The organism is Pseudomonas sp. KH_021 (genome assembly GCF_057838865.1).
This window is the reverse complement of sequence record NZ_CM174477.1, coordinates 1167742-1185962: the sequence shown is the minus strand read 5'-3', so window position 1 is coordinate 1185962 and position 18221 is coordinate 1167742. Positions and strand designations below refer to the sequence as shown.

Annotated in this window: 17 protein-coding genes; 5 read left to right on the top strand and 12 right to left on the bottom strand. The window is 59.2% G+C overall.

What is annotated here, in order from left to right:
- Positions 1–17: 17 nt before the first annotated feature.
- The 7 genes from dsbC to ffh all read right to left on the bottom strand — a co-directional run bounded on the left by dsbC (position 18) and on the right by ffh (position 5455).
- The gene (gene dsbC / locus AC3IX4_RS05550) at positions 18–746 is read right to left on the bottom strand and encodes a bifunctional protein-disulfide isomerase/oxidoreductase DsbC (protein ID WP_489259609.1); all 729 of its coding nucleotides are present in this window, start codon (positions 744–746) and stop codon (positions 18–20) included.
- A 109-nt stretch (positions 747–855) separates the two neighbouring features.
- Complete coding sequence (xerD, locus tag AC3IX4_RS05545) at positions 856–1752, bottom strand: site-specific tyrosine recombinase XerD (protein ID WP_489259608.1); 897 nt, start codon at positions 1750–1752, stop codon at positions 856–858.
- A gap of 138 nt (positions 1753–1890) precedes the next feature.
- Complete coding sequence (rplS, locus tag AC3IX4_RS05540; RefSeq protein WP_489259607.1) at positions 1891–2241, bottom strand: 50S ribosomal protein L19; 351 nt, start codon at positions 2239–2241, stop codon at positions 1891–1893.
- A 42-nt stretch (positions 2242–2283) separates the two neighbouring features.
- The gene (gene trmD / locus AC3IX4_RS05535; RefSeq protein ID WP_166568941.1) at positions 2284–3036 is read right to left on the bottom strand and encodes a tRNA (guanosine(37)-N1)-methyltransferase TrmD; all 753 of its coding nucleotides are present in this window, start codon (positions 3034–3036) and stop codon (positions 2284–2286) included.
- Between the two features lie 2 nt (positions 3037–3038).
- Positions 3039–3575, bottom strand: coding sequence for a ribosome maturation factor RimM (rimM, locus tag AC3IX4_RS05530; protein ID WP_489259606.1), 537 nt, complete (start codon positions 3573–3575; stop codon positions 3039–3041).
- A 5-nt stretch (positions 3576–3580) separates the two neighbouring features.
- Positions 3581–3832 (bottom strand): 30S ribosomal protein S16, encoded by a 252-nt coding sequence (gene rpsP / locus AC3IX4_RS05525; protein WP_489259605.1) that lies wholly within the window; start codon positions 3830–3832, stop codon positions 3581–3583.
- Between the two features lie 240 nt (positions 3833–4072).
- Positions 4073–5455 carry a signal recognition particle protein gene (gene ffh, locus AC3IX4_RS05520; protein WP_489259604.1) on the bottom strand — a complete coding sequence of 461 codons (1383 nt, stop codon included), beginning with the start codon at positions 5453–5455 and terminating at the stop codon, positions 4073–4075.
- A gap of 145 nt (positions 5456–5600) precedes the next feature.
- Between ffh and AC3IX4_RS05515 the strand changes: the two genes are divergently transcribed.
- From AC3IX4_RS05515 to AC3IX4_RS05505, 3 genes are all read left to right on the top strand, one after another.
- A complete protein-coding gene (locus AC3IX4_RS05515) occupies positions 5601–6413 on the top strand; it encodes a cytochrome C assembly family protein (RefSeq protein ID WP_489259603.1) in 813 nt (270 codons plus the stop codon).
- A gap of 6 nt (positions 6414–6419) precedes the next feature.
- Entirely contained in the window at positions 6420–7649 is a 1230-nt protein-coding gene (locus tag AC3IX4_RS05510) for a transporter associated domain-containing protein (RefSeq protein ID WP_489259602.1), read from the top strand.
- Between the two features lie 116 nt (positions 7650–7765).
- Positions 7766–9070, top strand: a complete 1305-nt coding sequence (locus AC3IX4_RS05505) for an MFS transporter (RefSeq protein WP_489259601.1) — start codon at positions 7766–7768, stop codon at positions 9068–9070.
- Between the two features lie 513 nt (positions 9071–9583).
- Here AC3IX4_RS05505 and AC3IX4_RS05500 read toward each other — a convergent pair.
- The 5 genes from AC3IX4_RS05500 to AC3IX4_RS05480 form a co-directional block, all read right to left on the bottom strand.
- Complete coding sequence (locus AC3IX4_RS05500; protein WP_489259600.1) at positions 9584–14173, bottom strand: dermonecrotic toxin domain-containing protein; 4590 nt, start codon at positions 14171–14173, stop codon at positions 9584–9586.
- A 124-nt stretch (positions 14174–14297) separates the two neighbouring features.
- Positions 14298–15479: a formate-dependent phosphoribosylglycinamide formyltransferase gene (gene purT, locus AC3IX4_RS05495; protein WP_489259599.1), complete on the bottom strand. Its 1182-nt coding sequence runs from the start codon at positions 15477–15479 to the stop codon at positions 14298–14300.
- A gap of 66 nt (positions 15480–15545) precedes the next feature.
- Positions 15546–15746 (bottom strand): DUF1289 domain-containing protein, encoded by a 201-nt coding sequence (locus tag AC3IX4_RS05490; RefSeq protein ID WP_489259598.1) that lies wholly within the window; start codon positions 15744–15746, stop codon positions 15546–15548.
- Positions 15743–16270, bottom strand: a complete 528-nt coding sequence (locus AC3IX4_RS05485) for a gamma carbonic anhydrase family protein (RefSeq protein ID WP_489259597.1) — start codon at positions 16268–16270, stop codon at positions 15743–15745. The genes AC3IX4_RS05490 and AC3IX4_RS05485 overlap by 4 nt, the downstream gene beginning before the upstream one ends.
- A gap of 42 nt (positions 16271–16312) precedes the next feature.
- A complete protein-coding gene (locus AC3IX4_RS05480) occupies positions 16313–16912 on the bottom strand; it encodes a CoA pyrophosphatase (protein WP_489259596.1) in 600 nt (199 codons plus the stop codon).
- A 131-nt stretch (positions 16913–17043) separates the two neighbouring features.
- On the opposite strand from AC3IX4_RS05480, the gene AC3IX4_RS05475 reads away from it, so the two are divergent.
- Positions 17044–17598, top strand: a complete 555-nt coding sequence (locus AC3IX4_RS05475) for an NUDIX hydrolase (RefSeq protein ID WP_489259595.1) — start codon at positions 17044–17046, stop codon at positions 17596–17598.
- A 66-nt stretch (positions 17599–17664) separates the two neighbouring features.
- Entirely contained in the window at positions 17665–18186 is a 522-nt protein-coding gene (locus AC3IX4_RS05470) for a L,D-transpeptidase family protein (RefSeq protein WP_489259594.1), read from the top strand.
- The last annotated feature ends 35 nt before the right edge of the window (positions 18187–18221 follow it).

Here is an 18221-nt window from a genome sequence, read left to right as displayed (position 1 = left end):
GCGGCGTGCTGTTGAAATTATTTTGCTGCCAGGGCCAGTTTCGCAACTTGCGGTGCCGGCTGGTAGCCCGGTATGACTTGGCCGTCTTCCAGAACGATGGCCGGTGTGCCGTTGACACCGATCGACTGGCCCAACTGGAACTGACGGGCAACCGGGTTGGCGCACTTCGGTGCCTTGATGGTGTTGCCTGCGACCATGCTGTCGAGCGCCTTGGTGCGGTCGGTGGAGCACCACACGGCTTGCAGCTGCTTGTCGCCTTCAGAGCCCAGGCCCTGACGCGGGAAGGCGACATAGCGCACTTCGATACCGCGACGGTTCAGCTCAGGCACTTCTTCGTGGAGTTTGTGGCAATACGGGCAGGTGGTATCAGTGAACACGGTAATGTGGGACTTGGTTTCCCCTACCGCCGGATAAACGACCATTTCAGCGGCCGGAATACCGTTGATGCTTTTTGCGATCGCCTGGCGCTCGACCTTCTCGGTCAGGTTGACTGGCTTGCCATCCTTCATCTGAAACAGGTAGCCCTGCATGAAGTACTGGCCGTCGGCACTGGCGTACAACACGCGGCCGCCCTGCAGTTTGACTTCATACAAACCATTGACGGGGCTGGCAGCGATGCTGTCGACCGGGACTTCAAGGCTCAAGGTGTCGAGGGTCTTGCGAATGGCCTGCTCGGGGTTGTCGGCAAGGGCGAAAGTGCTCACCAACGCAAGCGCGGCGGCGGCAAAAAACTGGGTCACGCGCATGAAAGCTCCTGAAGGCGGACATCAAACCGAGCAAGCCTACCATAGATGCCCGGCGTGTCCGACTGCGCTTGAGCGCCATACGGCAGCTTTTCTTATCTTCGTGCAGCCCTCACCCACGCGGGTGATGCTTGGCATGCAGCTCCTGCAACCGCGCCTTGGCCACATGGGTATAGATCTGTGTGGTCGACAGGTCACTGTGCCCCAGCAGCACCTGCACCACACGCAAATCCGCGCCATGGTTGAGCAGGTGGGTGGCGAAGGCATGGCGCAGGGTGTGCGGCGACAGGGCCTTGCCGATACCGGCCACAGTGGCATGGTGCTTGATACGATGCCAGAACGTCTGGCGCGTCATCATCTCGCCCCGCTGGCTGGGGAACAGCACATCGCTGGGGCGCCCTGCGAGCAAGTCGTTGCGACCATCACGCAGGTAGCGCTCAAGCCACACCACCGCCTCCTCGCCCATGGGCACCAAGCGCTCTTTGCTGCCCTTGCCCATGACCCGCAGGACACCTTGGCGCAAGTTGACCTGGTCCAGGGTCAGGCTGATCAACTCGGTCACTCGCAAGCCACAGGCATACAGGACTTCCAGCATGGCTCGGTCACGCTGCCCCAGCGCCTCGCTGGTGTCAGGCGCTTGCAACAGCAACTCTACATCGGCTTCCGACAAGGTTTTGGGCAAGGGTTTACCTAGCTGGGGCATTTCGATCTGCAAGGTCGGGTCGAGCGAAATCAGCTTTTCACGCAATAGATAACGATAGAAGCCACGCACACCGGAGAGAAACCGTGCCGTGGAACGAGGCTTGTAGGCCTGGTCCAGGCGCCACCCCAGGTGATCGAGGATCAACTCCCGCCCGGCGTTCGGCAATTGCACCCCACGCTCCTGCAACCAGCCATTGAACAGCGCAAGGTCGCTGCGGTAGGACTCGCGGGTATTGTCCGAAAGCCCCTTTTCCAGCCAGAGGGCATCGAGGTATTGATCGATCAGAGGGTGTTCGACGGCAGGCATGGAGGCTCGAAAAATAGAAAAAGAGAGGCAAGACGCCGCGCTAGTCTTCCATAACTTTATAAATCGCAGGCACAAAAAAGCAGCCCGAAGGCTGCTTTTTTCTGCATCGCGGCCCCGTGACCGCTGGCAAAGCTGGACTTAAGCCAGTTTTTCCTTGATGCGAGCTGCTTTACCAGACAGGTCACGCAGGTAGTACAGCTTGGCTTTACGCACGTCACCACGACGTTTCACGGCCAGGCTGTCGATTTGCGGGCTGTAGGTCTGGAAAGTACGCTCAACGCCAACACCGTTGGAGATTTTGCGAACGGTGAATGCGCTGTTGATGCCGCGATTGCGCTTGGCAATGACAACGCCTTCGAACGCCTGCAGACGGGAACGGTCACCTTCCTTCACTTTCACCTGAACGACGACGGTGTCGCCCGGGGCAAAGGTCGGGATCTCTTTGGTCATCTGCTCGGCTTCGAGTTGCAGAATGATTTTGTTGGTCATGCTGTGCTCCTAAGGTAAATCGTCTGATCTACCATCGATACGTTAACTATCGTCCCGCTCACGGAGATACTCCGTCAGCAGCTTCTTCTCTTCTCCAGAAAGTGAGCGACTTTCCAGAAGATCGGCGCGTCGTTCATAGGTCCGCCCAAGGGACTGCTGTAAACGCCATCGCCGGATATGTGCATGGTTGCCACTTAGCAACACGTCGGGAACACGCTGATCCGCATATACTTCCGGTCGGGTGTAATGCGGGCAATCAAGCAGACCATCTGTAAAGGAATCTTCCTCGGCAGAGTCCGCATGCCCTAAAGCTCCGGGCAGCAATCGTGTAACCGCATCGATCAGGACCATTGCCGGCAGCTCGCCGCCAGACAATACATAGTCACCAATCGACCACTCTTCATCGACATGAGCCTGAATGAACCGCTCGTCAATGCCTTCATAACGACCTGCGATGAGAATCAACGACTCTGCATTCGCCAGCTCGCGTACCGCCGACTGATTCAGTTGACGGCCTTGTGGCGACAGGTAAATAACCTTCGCCGCTTCCCCTGCTGCCTGCCTGGCCTGAACCAGGGCATCTTCGAGGGGCTTGATCTTCATCACCATGCCCGGACCACCGCCAAACGGCCGATCATCTACCGTATGGTGACGATCTGTGGTGTAGTCCCGCGGATTCCAACAGGTCAGTTGCAACAACCCCTGTTTCACCGCACGGCTGGTAATGCCGTACTCGCTGATGGCCGAAAACATTTCGGGGAACAACGTAATGACTTCGACACGAAGGCTCGCCATCGTTAGAAGTCCGCGTCCCATTCAACCCTCATCTCGCCTGCACCCAGGTTAATAGCCAGCACGCATTGCTCCGTATAGGGCAACAAACGCTCGCGATCATCCAGGCTGCCTGCGCAAGGCTTGACCACCATTACATCGTTCGCGCCGGTCTCCAACAGGTGATCAATCGTGCCGAACAGCTGTTCGTCCTGATTGATGACTTTCAGACCCACCAACTGGTACCAGTAGTACTCGTCGACAGGCAGGTTGGGCAAAAGGCTACGCGAGATACAAATCTCATAACCGCTCAGAAGACGGGCTTCATCGCGATCGTCGAGGCCTTTGAGCTTGGCGACCAGGTCCTTTTGAGTGGAACGGCCACTGACCAGCTCTACCTGTTTCACCACGCCGTCACGCCGAAGCGTCCAGTTGCGGTAATCCAACAGGTTTTCAATCGGATCGGTAAAGGAGTAGACCTTCACCTCGCCGCGAACGCCGTGAACCGAAAAAATCTTGCCGACGACGATCAGGTCGCCTGCATTTTCTGGCGTCGCGTTCATATTGCTCAGGCCGCGGCCTTGGCAGCTTCCTTCAGCAACTGAGCAACACGCTCAGAAGGCTGTGCGCCAACGCTCAGCCAGTAGGCTACGCGCTCTTGGTTCACAGACAGTTTTACTTCCTGACCACGAGCAACTGGGTTGAAGAAGCCAACGTGCTCAATGTGGGAACCGTCACGCGGATTGCGGGAGTCGGTTACGGTCAGTTGGTAGAATGGGCGCTTTTTAGAGCCACCACGGGCAAGACGGATGGTTAGCATTGAACATCGTTCCTGTAGTCGGTGCTGCAAATCATAATGCACAGCGGGCACACGGGTGCCCGAAAGGCCGCATATTCTCAAGGAATACACGGACATTTGCAAATGCCTTTTTCCGGCGGGCGAACGCTCACCGTCATGATTTGCCATTCAAGCCGCTGCAAGCAGCGGCGCTAGGTTCCCGCCTGAGCGGGTTCGGACGAATGACAGCGGCCAATACAGCCTACTGCCACTCATCGGAATTCATTTGAGCTTGGGCATACCGCCGCCACCGGGCAACATTCCACCCATGCCGCGCATCATCTTGGCCATGCCGCCCTTGGCAGAAAATTTCTTCATCATCTTCTGCATCTGCTTGTGCTGCTTGATCAGGCGGCCGATGTCCTGCACCTGGGTGCCGGAGCCCATGGCGATCCGGCGCTTGCGTGAACCGCTGATCAGGTCAGGGTCGCGGCGCTCGGCCGGGGTCATCGAATTGATGATGGCTTCCATCTGCTTGAACTGTTTTTCGGCAGCGCCCTGGGCATTGCCCATCTGGGCCAGGTTGACGCCGCCCATGTTCGGCAGCTTGTCCATCAAGCCGCCCAGGCCACCCATGCTCTTCATTTGCTGCAGCTGGTCACGGAAGTCTTCCAGGTCGAAACCCTTGCCCTTCTTCAGCTTCTTGGCCAGTTTGTCGGCCTTTTCCTTGTCCAGCGTCTGCTCGGCCTGTTCGATCAGGCTGAGCACGTCACCCATGCCCAGAATGCGCGAGGCGATCCGGTCAGGGTGGAACGGCTCAAGGGCTTCGGTTTTCTCGCCCATACCGATGAACTTGATCGGCTTGCCAGTGATGGCACGCACCGACAGGGCCGCACCACCACGGGCGTCGCCATCGACCTTGGTCAGGATCACGCCGGTCAGCGGCAGCGCATCACCAAAGGCCTTGGCGGTGTTGGCCGCATCCTGGCCGGTCATGGCATCGACGACGAACAGCGTCTCGACCGGTTTGACCGCCGCATGCAGGCTCTGGATCTCGGCCATCATGTCGGCGTCGATGTGCAGGCGACCGGCGGTGTCGACGATCACCACGTCGATGAACTTGAGCTTGGCCTCGCGAATCGCAGCCTGCGCGATCTCTACCGGCTTCTGGCTCAGGTCGGACGGGAAAAAGGTGACGCCAATGTCGTTGGCCAGGGTTTCGAGCTGCTTGATCGCCGCCGGACGGTAAACGTCGGCCGAGACCACCATCACGGTTTTTTTCTTGCGCTCTTTAAGGAAGCGAGCCAGCTTGGCAGCCGTGGTCGTCTTACCGGCACCCTGCAGGCCCGCCATCAGCACGACCGCAGGTGGCGCCGCGTTGAGCGACAGGTCTTCGTTGGCCGCGCCCATCAGCTCTTCGAGTTCGGCCTGGACGATTTTCACGAACGCCTGGCCCGGCGTCAGGCTTCGCGACACCTCGGTACCGACCGCGCGCTCCTTGACCTTGTTGACGAAGTCCTTGACGACCGGCAAGGCCACGTCGGCCTCGAGCAGGGCCATACGCACTTCGCGCAGCGTATCCTTGATGTTGTCTTCAGTCAGTTTGGCCTTGCCAGTGACATGGCGCAGCGTCTGTGAAAGACGGTCGGTAAGGTTTTCAAACATTCTCGGCGAGCCTGTGGCGTGAGCAGGTCGCGGATTATAGCGAAGACTGCGCGACACGGACACCATCTGTCTGGTGCCACAGTCTTTCGTGTGCACGGCGTTCTATGCCAAACTCAGCGACTTTCGGGTTCGCCTAACAGGACTTATGCTCCCCTTGTCACCCAGCTTGCTTCCCAGCCTCGCCGCCGCCGTGCTGTATGCCGCTGCGATCCTCTATCAAGGCCTGCACCTAGGACAAGGTGCCAAGGCCGACAAACGGCTGCTGTGCCTGCTTGGCGCACTGGCGGTCATTGGCCAGGGCACCGCGCTGTTCTGGCAGCTGCTCACGCCCCTGGGCCTGAGCCTGGACTTTTTCGGCGCCGCCAGCCTTATTGCCGCTGCCGTCATTGCCCTGACCCTGCTGGCCTGTGCCCGTATTCCGGTGGAAAACCTGCTCTTGCTGTTGTTTCCCATGGGCCTGCTGACCACCTTGATTGCCCAGTTCGCCCCCACCGGCACCGTACCGCTGATCAACGAATCACCCGGGATCCTGGCGCATATCCTGCTGTCTATCCTGGCCTACGGCATGTTCACGATCGCCGCGATGCAGAGCCTTTTGCTGTTGCGCCAGGATCACCAACTCAAACACAAACACCCCTCCGGCCTGATTCGCAACTTCCCACCGCTGCAAACCATGGAAAGCCTGTTGTTCGGTTTCCTGTGGGCTGGCTGGGTATTGTTGTCGCTGTCACTGATGTCTGGCTGGCTGTTCCTGGACAACCTGTTTGCCCAGCACCTGGTACACAAGTCCCTGCTCGCCTGCCTGGCCTGGATTGTCTTCAGCGTATTGCTGTGGGGACGCAATCGACTCGGCTGGCGCGGCCACAAGGCCATCCGCTGGACACTCGCCGGTTTCTGCCTGCTGATGTTGGCGTACTTTGGCAGCAAGCTGGTACGCGAATACATCTTGCATATCTGAGTGCTCATGACCAACCTGCCTACCGGCCCACTACTGGGCCTCTTCGCCCTGGCGCTATTATGGTCGGTCCTGTTGGGCGGCATCGAGGCCGCCCATCAGTACTTGTCGGTACGACGTCCAAAATCAAGGGCCGGCGACCGCCCCGCCCTGGACTTCCCTCTGCAAAGCCTGATCCTGGGCAATCTGTTGTGCAAGGCCCTGGCTATTATCTCGGCCATCGTACTGGCCCAGCGTGAATGGGGCGAGCCAGGCATTTGGCTGGGGGGGGCCTGCGCACTGCTCATCCTGTTGGTGTTTGCCGACTACCTGCCGCGCCTGCTTGCCAGACGTCAGCCGCAGGCCTTCATCAGCCTGGGCAATGGCTTGCTGACACTGCCGCTGAAGGGGCTGTACCCACTGGCCTGGTTGCTGGAGGGAAGCGCCCGCCTGCTGCTGCGCCCCTTCACGACCAGGCCGACAATCGTGGCCCGACAAGAAGATGAAGAACCCAGCGAGCCTGCGCCTGATAAGCCTGACCATGACGGGCGTCACCCCAAACCCCACCTGCTCAGCGGCATCCAGGCCCTGGAACGCATCACCGTCAACGACATTCTGGTGACGCGCAGCGAAGTCGATGGCATCAACCTAAATGACTCGATCGAGGACATCACCCATCAATTGATCATCAGCCGTCACACTCGGCTGCCGGTGTTTCACAGCGATATCAACCAGGTCGAGTCGGTGCTCAATACCCGCCAGATCAGTCACCTGCTGCCCAACGGCCAATTGACCCGCGAGGCATTGCTGGCAGCCTGCCACCCCGCCTACTTCGTCCCGGAAAGCACGCCCCTGCCGCTGCAGTTACTCAACTTTCACAAGCAACAACGGCGCCTGGCCGTTGTGGTTGACGAATACGGCGAGGTGCAGGGCATCATCACCCTGGAAGACATTCTGGAAGAAATCGTCGGCGAGTTCGAAGAGGAACACGAGCTCGACAACCCGCATATCCACCCACAGGCCGATGGCCGCTTCGTCATCGAAGGTGCTGCCTCCCTTCGGGAACTGAACAAAAGCCTGGGTTGGCACCTGCCCAGTGACGGCCCCAAGACGCTCAACGGCCTGATTACCGAAGCACTGGAAACCATCCCGGAAAGCGCGGTATGCCTGAAAATTGGCCGTTATCGGCTGGAGATCCTTGAAACCGAGGACAACCGCGTCAGCCGCGTCATGGCCTGGACCGTCACCCGCTCGCGCTAGTTGCCCCTCAAGCAGGCGGTTCCTATAATCGTCCAACGCTTACCCAGCCCAGCCCCGGGCCGTTTAAGTGTGGCTGCACACCGCCCATGGAGCATTCGACTGTCAGGGATCATCGCATGACAACCAGCAGCACACTCAACGACACAACCGACGTGCCAGCGGGCAATTCCCCTGCACGCGTGGCCACTGCCAGCTTTATCGGCACCGCCATCGAGTTCTACGACTTCTATGTCTATGCCACCGCCGCTGCACTAGTGATCGGGCCGGTATTCTTTCCGCAGACCTCCGGCACCGCGCAGATGCTGTCAGCCTTCCTGACCTTTGGTATCGCGTTCCTGGCACGCCCACTGGGCTCGGCGCTGTTCGGCCATTTTGGGGACCGGGTCGGGCGCAAATCGACGCTGGTCGCCTCGCTGCTGCTAATGGGTGTGTGTACCACGCTGATCGGGGTGCTGCCAGGTCATGACAGCATCGGCGCCTGGGCCCCGATCCTTTTGTGTGTCCTGCGCTTCGGCCAAGGCCTGGGGCTAGGCGGGGAATGGGGCGGCGCCGCGCTGCTGGCCACCGAAAATGCCCCTAAAGGCAAGCGCGCCTGGTTTGGCATGTTTCCTCAATTGGGTCCCTCGATCGGCTTTCTGGCGGCTAACGGGCTGTTTCTGACCCTGGCAATGCTGCTGAGCGACGAGCAGTTTCGCGAGTGGGGCTGGCGCATCCCCTTTCTGCTGAGCGCAGCCCTGGTGATGGTGGGCTTGTATGTCCGCCTGAAACTGGAAGAAACGCCGATTTTCGCTAAAGCCGTGGCTCGCCACGAACGCGTCAAAATGCCGGTGGTGGAGTTGTTGGTTCAGTATTGGGCACCGATGCTGCTGGGCGCCGCAGCCATGGTGGTGTGCTACGCGCTGTTCTACATTTCGACGGTGTTTTCCCTGAGCTATGGCGTCTCGACCCTGGGTTACAGTCGCGAAAGTTTCCTGGGCATGCTGTGCTTTGCCGTGCTGTTCATGGCCGCTGCCACACCGCTGTCGGCCTGGGCCAGTGACCGTTACGGGCGCAAACCGGTACTGATCGTGGGCAGCGTGCTGGCCATTGGGTCGGGCTTTCTCATGGAGCCGCTGCTGACCCAAGGCTCGACGGCTGGCGTCACGCTGTTCCTGGTTATCGAGCTGTTTTTGATGGGCGTGACCTTCGCCCCCATGGGCGCTCTGCTCCCTGAATTATTCCCGACCCATGTGCGCTATACCGGTGCTTCGGCCGCCTACAACCTGGGCGGTATCGTCGGCGCTTCGGCGGCACCGTTCTTCGCCCAGAAACTGGTGGCGATGGGCGGCTTGAGCTGGGTGGGCGGGTATGTTTCAGCCGCGGCCCTGCTGAGCCTGATTGCCGTGCTGTGCCTGAAAGAAACCCGCCATTCGGAGCTTTAAGCCGCAAACCGCGGTGCGCCCATCGCGGCTAAAGCCGGCTCCTACAGACCGCTGTAGGAGCAGAGTTTACTCGCGATGGCCACACCGCAATACATCAGGCAAACGCGGTGCGCCCATCGCGGCATAGGTATCTACACAATTCTGGGGCAGCGCGGCTCTTGTAGCCGCTGCCGAGGTACGAGGCTGCGATCGGCGGCGAAGCCGTCGTAAATTCAGGCCCTTCGGTGTGCCTGATGGATTACGGTCTCAGGTTTTACGGCCGCTTCGCTGCCGATCGCAGCCTCGTACCTCGTCAGCGGCTACATTCGTAGCAGTAGACGAGTTCAGCGAGGCCAGGTCCGGGGACGTAGTCCTCGCAAAGCCTGTACTCGCGGTGTATCTGAATACTGAAGTGCCAGGTTTTACGACTGCTGCGCAGCCGGACGTGGCCTCGTTCTACTCGTCCACTGCTACGAAATGCAGTACACCAAAAGATGTGTAGATACCTATGCCCATCGCGGCTAAAGCCGGCTCCTACAGCGTGCCGAGAAACAGTCGCTCGGCCAATCTGGGGCTGATGGGGTAGCGATAAACCGGCACCACCGGCACGCCATCCTGCATTTGTTTCTTGAATCCCAAGCGCCTCTGGTCGGCCGTTTTCAAGTGGGCGACCTTGAATCCGGCAGCAGCACCGGAGCGGCTTGGATAATGAAAGTGGGCGTACCAAAGCGCGCTGCCATCCAGGTCCTTGATCACGTACTCCTGCAAAAAGTCCGACGCTTTCTTGTCCGCCGTTGGCACTCGGCCATTTACGGCCGAAATAGTCACCTGCTGGTGCTGGACCAGGTAGTCCACCCCAGTATCAGTGGGCGGCCGCGCCTTGGTCATGGCAATCCTTAACCGCTGCCCCTCTCGATTGCAGCGCTCTGCCGCGGTCGTCAAGGCATGATCAAGTATCACACTGGAGCCCTGTTCCAGTGTTGGGCGATCAGTGTCGTTGGTGCGGGTCAGTGCTGTCTCTATTTCATCGGCCAGGCCGAGCAAGCGCGTGGCGCGCTGCTGCAGTATTTCTTCCATTTCAACCGGGATCTTCGCCGTTCTCGATTGCAATTGAGCATTTTCGATGGCCCGATCGGTACCGCTCAGCCACTTGCGAGCATCACCCACAATCGACTCCAGCGAGCGCCCTGCACTGACGCCAGAGGCGCGCTCGGGAACCACCTCATCCCAAACCTGATCACCTGAGTTTTGCCGAAAAGTGGCTAGCACTTCGTTCTTGAGCGGCTCAACCAGGTCGACCACCGGTGACTCGTCGGCATTGCCCGCTGGCCGCAAATGCCCGATCAGCAAGCCCCGGTGACGAGTACGGATCAGCTTGCCAGTACGTTGGCCCGATTGGGAGGGCACCGCAAGGGCCTCATCAAGCAACTCTTGCGCTCTATTTAGCCTGGCCTGAGCCAACTCGCGCAGTTCCCCAAGGCAGACGATCAAGCGATCAAGTTCCGGTAGACGCTGCTGCGCCTCCAGATTGAGCCTGATGTTTTCGACATTGTCCTCTGCGCGGGAAAACTGCTCAATTACGCTTTGTAACGGTTCGATCATCTGCTCAGGACTGTAGCCCCGCTCCAATCCAAGTAAGGTCTGGCCATTGAGCCGCGCACGCTTGCCCGCATTCCTTACTAGCTCAACGGCCTCGTGCGATTTCCCTAGATTGCGGCCAGCCAGAATGGCCAGGAACGCCAGTCGGCGGACTTTCCAGGTAAGGGGCGATTTTAGATCACGCCCCGTGCGTTCCAAAATGGCCGCATACTTCCTTCCAGACGGTGGCAAGCCAGGGAGCTCGGACCTTAATCGTTCAACCCTCTCGAGCAGTACGATCAGACGGTCAATCAACCCTAGGCCATCGACGAAATACTGAAACATGTTACGGCGATCTTCCTCATCACTCGCCTCAAAAAGGGTGTTCAAGCTGTCCTTGAGGCGATCCGCGAAGGTGAGGAAGCGGTTGCTCTGCTCGTAAATCAGCACATGTAGATGGGTCGCCTGCTCCTGCGATCTCAACCCCAACTCATAACTGTAGTCGGCATGTTTTTCTTGGAAGCGTGCGATTATCTGTAACGCATTTTGCTTTTTCAGGGCGTCATCTGCGAGGCTCAAGCGCGCCATGTATTTTTCAAGTTCAGCTGCATACGCCTCATGCAGATCGGTCGTTGCCTCCGACTCCGGCATGCCCTCAAGGACATCTAACTGGGTGCCAAGAGCCTTTTGCAGTGCAGCTTTCTGAGCATCAAAGCTGCTCCACAGTCGCTGTAGCGCATTGACCTTGCGAGCCTGCTCAGTCGGATCGGGACGGTCTCCCCCACCGCGCAAGCCCAGCCTGAGGTCCAGAGACCAATGGCCTTGGGTATCAGAACGCAACCAGGGCCCCGGATTGCTCTGCTCTTGAATATCAATGATACGGGCTCGACCATCACCCAAGGCCACCCGGTAGTACTCAAGGTCGACCTGCGCATACCAGGCCTCGTCGTACTCAATCAAACCTTTATAGGGGCCATGAGGCACCGGCGAAAGCCTCCCGGCAGGGGGCTGGACCTTCAACTGCGCCAACCGGGTTGTTTGCGACGTGGACAGGACCGGTACCGACGCTGCCCAAGAAAAATCCAGACGCTGCAAAGAGTGGCCGGTGGGGCTGGTCAGGGCTTGCTGGGTAATCTTGGGTAAAAGCACTGCGACCTTGTTCGACGCAGGACGTGCGGCAGGTTCGACCTCATGACGTCGCAGCGACAGCACCAGCACGATATTGAAAAGCAAATCCACCAGATTTTCGGCCTGAACAGTCTTGTCTCCAGCCGACTCGGCCTGAAGGGTTCCCTGAACCGATGCCATCGCCTGCAGCAACCAACCCGCGGTTGCAACGGGGCCTGAAACAAACGGCAACAGGGTATTGAACATCAACCATCCCAGCTGTCGATAGCTCTCCCAGCGACTCTGTGCTGTCGACACCGACTGCTCGCGAGCCAATTCGACCAGTTCATCGACGACATCCTGATAAAGCAGTGCGGTCAGGTCACCTTGCAGGGTGTCATGACTCAAGGTTGCCGGGGCTGGAGTACTGATGGGCGCAAACTCGGAGCCAGACCCGAAGCGCACGATATGGGGTGACTCAAAGCCGCCCAAGGCATAGACCGGGCGCCTCCCTTCAGGTAGACGCCTGAGAATATCGGCCTGCAGTGCGGTATCTGTCTTGAGGGTAGCGAGCAATTCCTGTCGACTGCCGAACTGAATCAGCGACTCTGCATGCAGGGTTCGATAGAGGATGACCGGCTCATCCGCAGGGCCCGCATAGCCGATAACATAAGCCCCCAGCGCACTATCGGCCTCTTCGCCCGCTTGTGCGATAAAACCCAGCCGAGCCAGGGTAACAACCCGACCGCGAGCCCGGCGCTGTCCTGGCGGTTGAAAAACGCCGTTCACGCACGCCCACCCGCGATCATCGAGCCGGTTACGACCCTGGAGACTGTATTGCAGCGCCAGCAAAGGCACCTGCACTTGCAGGTGCTGCTTGAACAGGGTTTGTCGTCGCTCAACCTGCGCCGAATCTGCCTGCAACACAGCACGCAGGTACTTCGGGTAGTTCCCTCCCACGTCGACCTGCTGCACCAGTTTTTTGAGATAAGCAATTGTCACGCCACCCGGCAAAACCCGGCCACTGGTCGAGCTCACCTCTACCCGACCAGGACGCAGTGCCGCCAGGTTTTCCAGTGAAAAGCGAACCAACGACAGCCTGACTTCATTGACCTCGCCCACTGCCGAAACATTACCCACCCCACCCATGGGCACCGCAGTCACCTGATTATTGACGATTTCGATATCGGTCAAGGCAAGGCCGCCCAAATCAATGCGGTCCTTGCCGATTTGCTCTCCCAGCACACGTTCGGCATAAGTCTCAATCGACTCGACGTCCTCCAGCACCCAGGCGCCCTTGCTCTCGCTCTGAACCTGCGCCAACGCCAGCATTCCATCCCGGTATTGGCGCCTTTCGTCTGTATCGGCCTGGGTAAGCCAGGTCGGCAATGCCCTCCACAGTTGCTCCAGCCGGCTCTGCTGCTCAAGGCTCGTGGTATTGAACAATGAGGTTGCCTGTTCGAGCGCAGGCAGCAATTGTGCAGGCGAGTGTCTTTGCCATGAACCGGCAATGTTGTCGATGCAGAGCAGTTGCTGCTCCAACAGCGTCCGGGCCTGCGCCTGAAAAATATTCCCCGAGGGGATATGAAGGTTCAGATCGCGAGCCGTCAGAGCACCGTCCAAATCGCCAGCCACCGCTTGCGCCAATGCCTCCCGGGATGCATAGCGATGCAACTCACCGGTCAAGGTAAACAACAGAATTATATTTCGCCCCGATGCTTCAATATGCCGCTCAATCACTATGGCACTGGCCAGTTGTGGATCAATACCCAGGGCGCCGGTCGGGTCCAGGCTCAGCAAGTACGCCAGCGTCTGCCCGCCCCCATTGAGCTGCGCCCTGCTTTCAGCTTCGGGGAAAGCCGTCAACGCCAGGGCCGTGGCCCCTTCCAGCGAGTCAATCGAATGGTCGGCAATCCGCGCCGTCACTGCTGCTTTCAATTGCGCTTGCAGATGTGTGACAAGCCACTGCCAAGGGCTCACCGAACCAGCCTTGGCCAAGGCCCAGTAATCGACCAGACGTGAGCAATAACGCTCCAGCAGGTCAGCGCCGAGTTCATTGACGAGCTGCTCTAGCACATGCAGATCCACGACCAACTGCCGAGGAAATTCGGCGCCGGCTTCAGCGCTCAGAAATTGCACCTCGGGTGTCAGGTTCAAGGTCCGGTCGAGGCAATATCGCCGGATCACCAGATCAGGCAATGCCACACAGTCGTACCCTTCAATGGCCTGACTGTCTGGATCGCTGACAGCGATGGGTGTTATCAGGTAGAGCTGATCGGGTGTCTGGGCCACTGCTGGAAAGCGCTGACCCCAGCGCTCAAGGAGCAGATCACAGGCGACGCGACGCAGCGATGGGCGGCTAGAAAAGTGCTTACTGAGGTTGTTGGCCATGGATGCGCTGGCAGCAATCAGGCCGGAAGGTGAAAAGGTGCTGGTCATCTTCAGGTTCCAGGTAGAGAGGAATCCTGAGTCAACCGTATCGCTGGAGGGTATCGGTGTTAGGAAGCTACCACCTTGCAGGCCGCGAGCAGGGTTCAGCCCCTACCCGCGACCTGTCAGACGCTTACAGCTCGACCTTGACCGCCTGGGATGCGCGGGTGGCCTTGGCACGAGCTGCCTCGATCGATTCGTCACGCGCCAGGCAAACGCCCATGCGGCGCTGGCCGTTGACTTCCGGCTTGCCAAACAGGCGCAGCGCGGTGTCCGGTTCGCTCAGGGCCGCGCCGAGGTTGGCGAATGCGGTCTGGGTAGACTGGCCTTCCACCAGGATCACCGCCGACGCCGAAGGGCCGAACTGGCGAATCAACGGAATCGGCAAGCCGAGAATCGCACGGGCGTGCAGGGCAAATTGGGACAGGTCCTGGGAAATCAGGGTGACCAGGCCAGTGTCGTGCGGGCGTGGCGAGACTTCACTGAACCAGACCTGATCGCCTTTGACGAACAGCTCCACACCAAACAACCCTCGACCGCCCAAGGCCTCGGTGACGGCCTTGGCCACACGCTCGGACTCAGCCAAGGCTACCGGGCTCATGGCCTGCGGCTGCCAAGACTCTTGGTAGTCGCCCTTCTCCTGACGATGACCGACCGGTGCGCAGAAGGTGGTGCCGCCCACGTGGCATACGGTCAGCAGGGTGATTTCGTAGTCAAAATCGATAAAGCCCTCGACGATCACCCGGCCCTTACCGGCACGGCCGCCCTCCTGGGCGTAGTCCCAAGCTTTTTGCAGATCATCATTGCTCTTGAGCAGGCTCTGGCCCTTCCCCGAAGAGCTCATTACCGGCTTGACCACACAAGGGAAGCCCAGGTCTTCAACAGCCTTGCGGTAGTCCTCGAAGGTGTCGGCAAAGTGATAAGGCGAGGTAGGCAGGTCCAACTCTTCGGCTGCCAGACGGCGAATACCTTCGCGGTTCATGGTCAACTGCGCGGCACGTGCGGTCGGGACCACGGTGAAGCCTTCGGCCTCCAGTTCCACGAGCGTGGCGGTCGCGATGGCTTCGATTTCCGGGACGATGTAGTGCGGCTTTTCAGCCTCGATCACAGCACGCAGGGCCGCGCCATCGAGCATATTGATGACATGGCTGCGGTGCGCAACCTGCATGGCCGGTGCATCGGCGTAGCGGTCAACGGCAATCACTTCAACGCCCAGGCGCTGCAGTTCGATGGCCACTTCCTTGCCCAGTTCGCCACAGCCACACAACAGTACGCGCGTCGCGGACGGCGACAACGGGGTTCCGATACGGGTCATTTCAGATCCTCAATGCAACAGTTCGAGGGCTGCAGGCGTAGTGCAACCCCGTGAAAGGCTGGCATTTTACCTGACTTGGGCAATCAACGCCCCGCTGGCCCGCGCTCGCTGGTCGCACAAGCCCAACACGTGGCGACGTTCGAGGTTGTCCATGCGACCCCAGCGGGTGATTTCATCACCGGTACGCTGGCAGCCAACACAGATATCGTCGTTGTCCAGGGCACAGACATTGATGCACGGAGAGCGCACCGGGCGTTCTTCACTCATGATTCTTCCTGCGGGGCGAGCTCTCGGGCATAGCGTTGGGCGTTGTGAACATAATGGGCGGCGCTGGCCTCAAGCATCTTCTTCTGGGCATCGGTCAGTTCGCGCACGACCTTGCCGGGCGAGCCCATCACCAGCGAGCCGTCCGGGATGACCTTGCCTTCGCCGATCAACGAGTTGGCGCCAATGATGCAATGCTTACCAATACGCGCGCCATTGAGGATGACTGCATTGATACCGATCAGGCTGTAGTCATCAACGCTACAGCCGTGCAGCATGGCGTTATGGCCGATGGTGACGCCAGTACCGATCGTCAGCGGCACCCCCATGTCAGTGTGCATGACCGTGCCATCCTGGACATTACTGTTGGCGCCGATATCGATCAGCTCGTTGTCGCCGCGCAGTACCGCACCAAACCAGACGCTGGCGCCTTCTTGCAGGCGAACCTTGCCGATCAGGGTGGCGTTGGGGGCAACCCAACTGGAAGGATGGGTTTCGACCCGCGAGTCGCCCAGGCGGTATTTCATGCAATTATTCCTCAAGGCTCGGCTGACGGCGGGTTGACCCGCTCAAATATTGGTGAACCGCTCAGGCGGCTGGTGCAGGCTGATCCGCTCATCATAAAGCACGTTGATCAGCTCGACGATCATGATGGCTGACAGCCCCCAAATCTTGTACTCACCGAACCGATAGCTGGGCACATACCAACTGCGGCCCTGGTAGTCGATGCGATGGGTATGGTCGCGAGGGTCTTGGCGAAAGAATTCCAGCGGGACGGTAAAAACGGCGGCGATTTCTGCGTCGTTGGCGCGGTATTCGACGTAATCCGGGATCAACCCGACATACGGCGTGACTTTCAGCCCATGCAAGGAGACAAGTGGGCTCAGTGGACCAATGACTTCGACCAGGCCGGGCGGCAGGCCGATTTCCTCCTCGGCTTCGCGCAAGGCGGTGAAGATCAGGTCCGGGTCTTCCGGGTCTCGCCGCCCCCCGGGGAAAGCCACCTCGCCGCCGTGGGTCGAAAGCCCCTGGGCGCGTAACGTCAGCACCAGCTCCGGCTTTTCACTACGGGTAATCGGCAATAGTACGGCAGCTTCAGGAAAACGTCGGTCCGTTTCCAGTGTGCGCGGCGTATGGGCGCTTACTCGTCGAAATAGCTCGTCCAGCATGGTCACTCTCGAATCAAAGCCTATCTTGCATCATGCACCAAAGCGCGCGCCCACCCAACCCCTGCGTCAATCGGACTTGCCCGCCACCGTTGGCTGGCCCCAAGATAGCGGCAGCCATTAGGAATATAAGCATGAAATTCTGCAGTCTGTGCGGCCAACCCGTCACTTATCGCATCCCGGAAGGCGACAACCGCTTGCGTTTCGTCTGCGTGAAGTGCGAAACCATCCACTACCAGAACCCCAATATCGTCGCCGGCTGCTTGCCGCTGTGGGGTGATCAGGTGTTGCTATGCCGGCGCGCCATCGAGCCGCGGCGGGGCTTCTGGACCCTGCCCGGTGGCTTTATGGAGAACGGCGAGACCCTGGAACAGGCGGCGCGCCGGGAAACCGACGAAGAAGCCAGCGCACGGCTCGCCGACATGCATCTGTATACGCTGTTCGATTTGCCACATATCAGTCAGGTCCATGTGTTTTTCCGCGCGGAACTGACCGATAACGACTTTGCCGCTGGCATTGAGAGCTTGGAAGTACGGCTGTTTCGCGAAGATGAAATCCCATGGGATGAATTGGCGTTTCGCACTGTCGGGCGAACCCTTGAGTGCTATTTCGCCGACCGACGGGAACATCAGTATCCGATCCGCAATGAGATACTGGCACCACTAATGGCACCGCCTCCCAAGGCTTGACTATAATTCGCTCAATACCGGCACCCGCAATAGCGGTGCGTTCACATTCAGGGATACCGATCCAAGATGCGCCGTTTGCTCGCCCTCTTCTGCCTTTTTGTCGCCACCTCGGCGTCGGCATCCTTCACCCAGACCATCGAGTCCAAACCGGTCACTGCGCAACCGTCGATCGACAAGATCCTGGTCCTCAAGTCGGCCCGCCAGCTGCAATTGATCAGCCGTGGCGAACCGCTGAAAAGCTACCGTATCTCCTTGGGCAAGCAACCCAATGGTGCCAAGGAGCGCGAAGGCGACAAGCGCACGCCTGAGGGTTTCTACTGGATTGACTGGCGCAAGGTCAGCGACCGCTTCAACCTGGCGATGCACGTGTCCTATCCCAACATCACCGACTCAGCCCGCGCCCGTAACCAGGGTGTTCCGCCTGGTGGCATGATCATGATCCACGGTACGCCGTTGTCCGAGGAGTACCCTGAGTGGTATTTCCAGACTTTGGACTGGACCGAAGGTTGTATCGCCATGCGCAACGACGATATGCGTGAGGTGTGGAGCATGGTCAAGGACGGGACGATGGTTGAAATTCGGCCCTGACCGACTTTATCGCTCCCATAAACCGCTCTGCTCTT

Excerpts from the sequence above, each read along its gene's own strand:
- rplS (WP_489259607.1), bottom strand. The coding sequence starts at position 2,241 with ATGACCAACAAAATCATTCTGCAACTCGAAGCCGAGCAGATGACCAAA.
- ffh (WP_489259604.1), bottom strand. The coding sequence starts at position 5,455 with ATGTTTGAAAACCTTACCGACCGTCTTTCACAGACGCTGCGCCATGTC.
- AC3IX4_RS05515 (WP_489259603.1), top strand. The coding sequence starts at position 5,601 with ATGCTCCCCTTGTCACCCAGCTTGCTTCCCAGCCTCGCCGCCGCCGTG.
- AC3IX4_RS05505 (WP_489259601.1), top strand. The coding sequence starts at position 7,766 with ATGACAACCAGCAGCACACTCAACGACACAACCGACGTGCCAGCGGGC.
- rimM (WP_489259606.1), bottom strand. The coding sequence starts at position 3,575 with ATGAACGCGACGCCAGAAAATGCAGGCGACCTGATCGTCGTCGGCAAG.
- AC3IX4_RS05485 (WP_489259597.1), bottom strand. The coding sequence starts at position 16,270 with ATGAAATACCGCCTGGGCGACTCGCGGGTCGAAACCCATCCTTCCAGT.
- rpsP (WP_489259605.1), bottom strand. The coding sequence starts at position 3,832 with ATGCTAACCATCCGTCTTGCCCGTGGTGGCTCTAAAAAGCGCCCATTC.
- AC3IX4_RS05500 (WP_489259600.1), bottom strand. The coding sequence starts at position 14,173 with ATGACCAGCACCTTTTCACCTTCCGGCCTGATTGCTGCCAGCGCATCC.
- trmD (WP_166568941.1), bottom strand. The coding sequence starts at position 3,036 with ATGGCGAGCCTTCGTGTCGAAGTCATTACGTTGTTCCCCGAAATGTTT.
- AC3IX4_RS05480 (WP_489259596.1), bottom strand. The coding sequence starts at position 16,912 with ATGCTGGACGAGCTATTTCGACGAGTAAGCGCCCATACGCCGCGCACA.
- purT (WP_489259599.1), bottom strand. The coding sequence starts at position 15,479 with ATGACCCGTATCGGAACCCCGTTGTCGCCGTCCGCGACGCGCGTACTG.
- AC3IX4_RS05490 (WP_489259598.1), bottom strand. The coding sequence starts at position 15,746 with ATGAGTGAAGAACGCCCGGTGCGCTCTCCGTGCATCAATGTCTGTGCC.
- AC3IX4_RS05510 (WP_489259602.1), top strand. The coding sequence starts at position 6,420 with ATGACCAACCTGCCTACCGGCCCACTACTGGGCCTCTTCGCCCTGGCG.
- AC3IX4_RS05470 (WP_489259594.1), top strand. The coding sequence starts at position 17,665 with ATGCGCCGTTTGCTCGCCCTCTTCTGCCTTTTTGTCGCCACCTCGGCG.
- AC3IX4_RS05475 (WP_489259595.1), top strand. The coding sequence starts at position 17,044 with ATGAAATTCTGCAGTCTGTGCGGCCAACCCGTCACTTATCGCATCCCG.
- xerD (WP_489259608.1), bottom strand. The coding sequence starts at position 1,752 with ATGCCTGCCGTCGAACACCCTCTGATCGATCAATACCTCGATGCCCTC.
- dsbC (WP_489259609.1), bottom strand. The coding sequence starts at position 746 with ATGCGCGTGACCCAGTTTTTTGCCGCCGCCGCGCTTGCGTTGGTGAGC.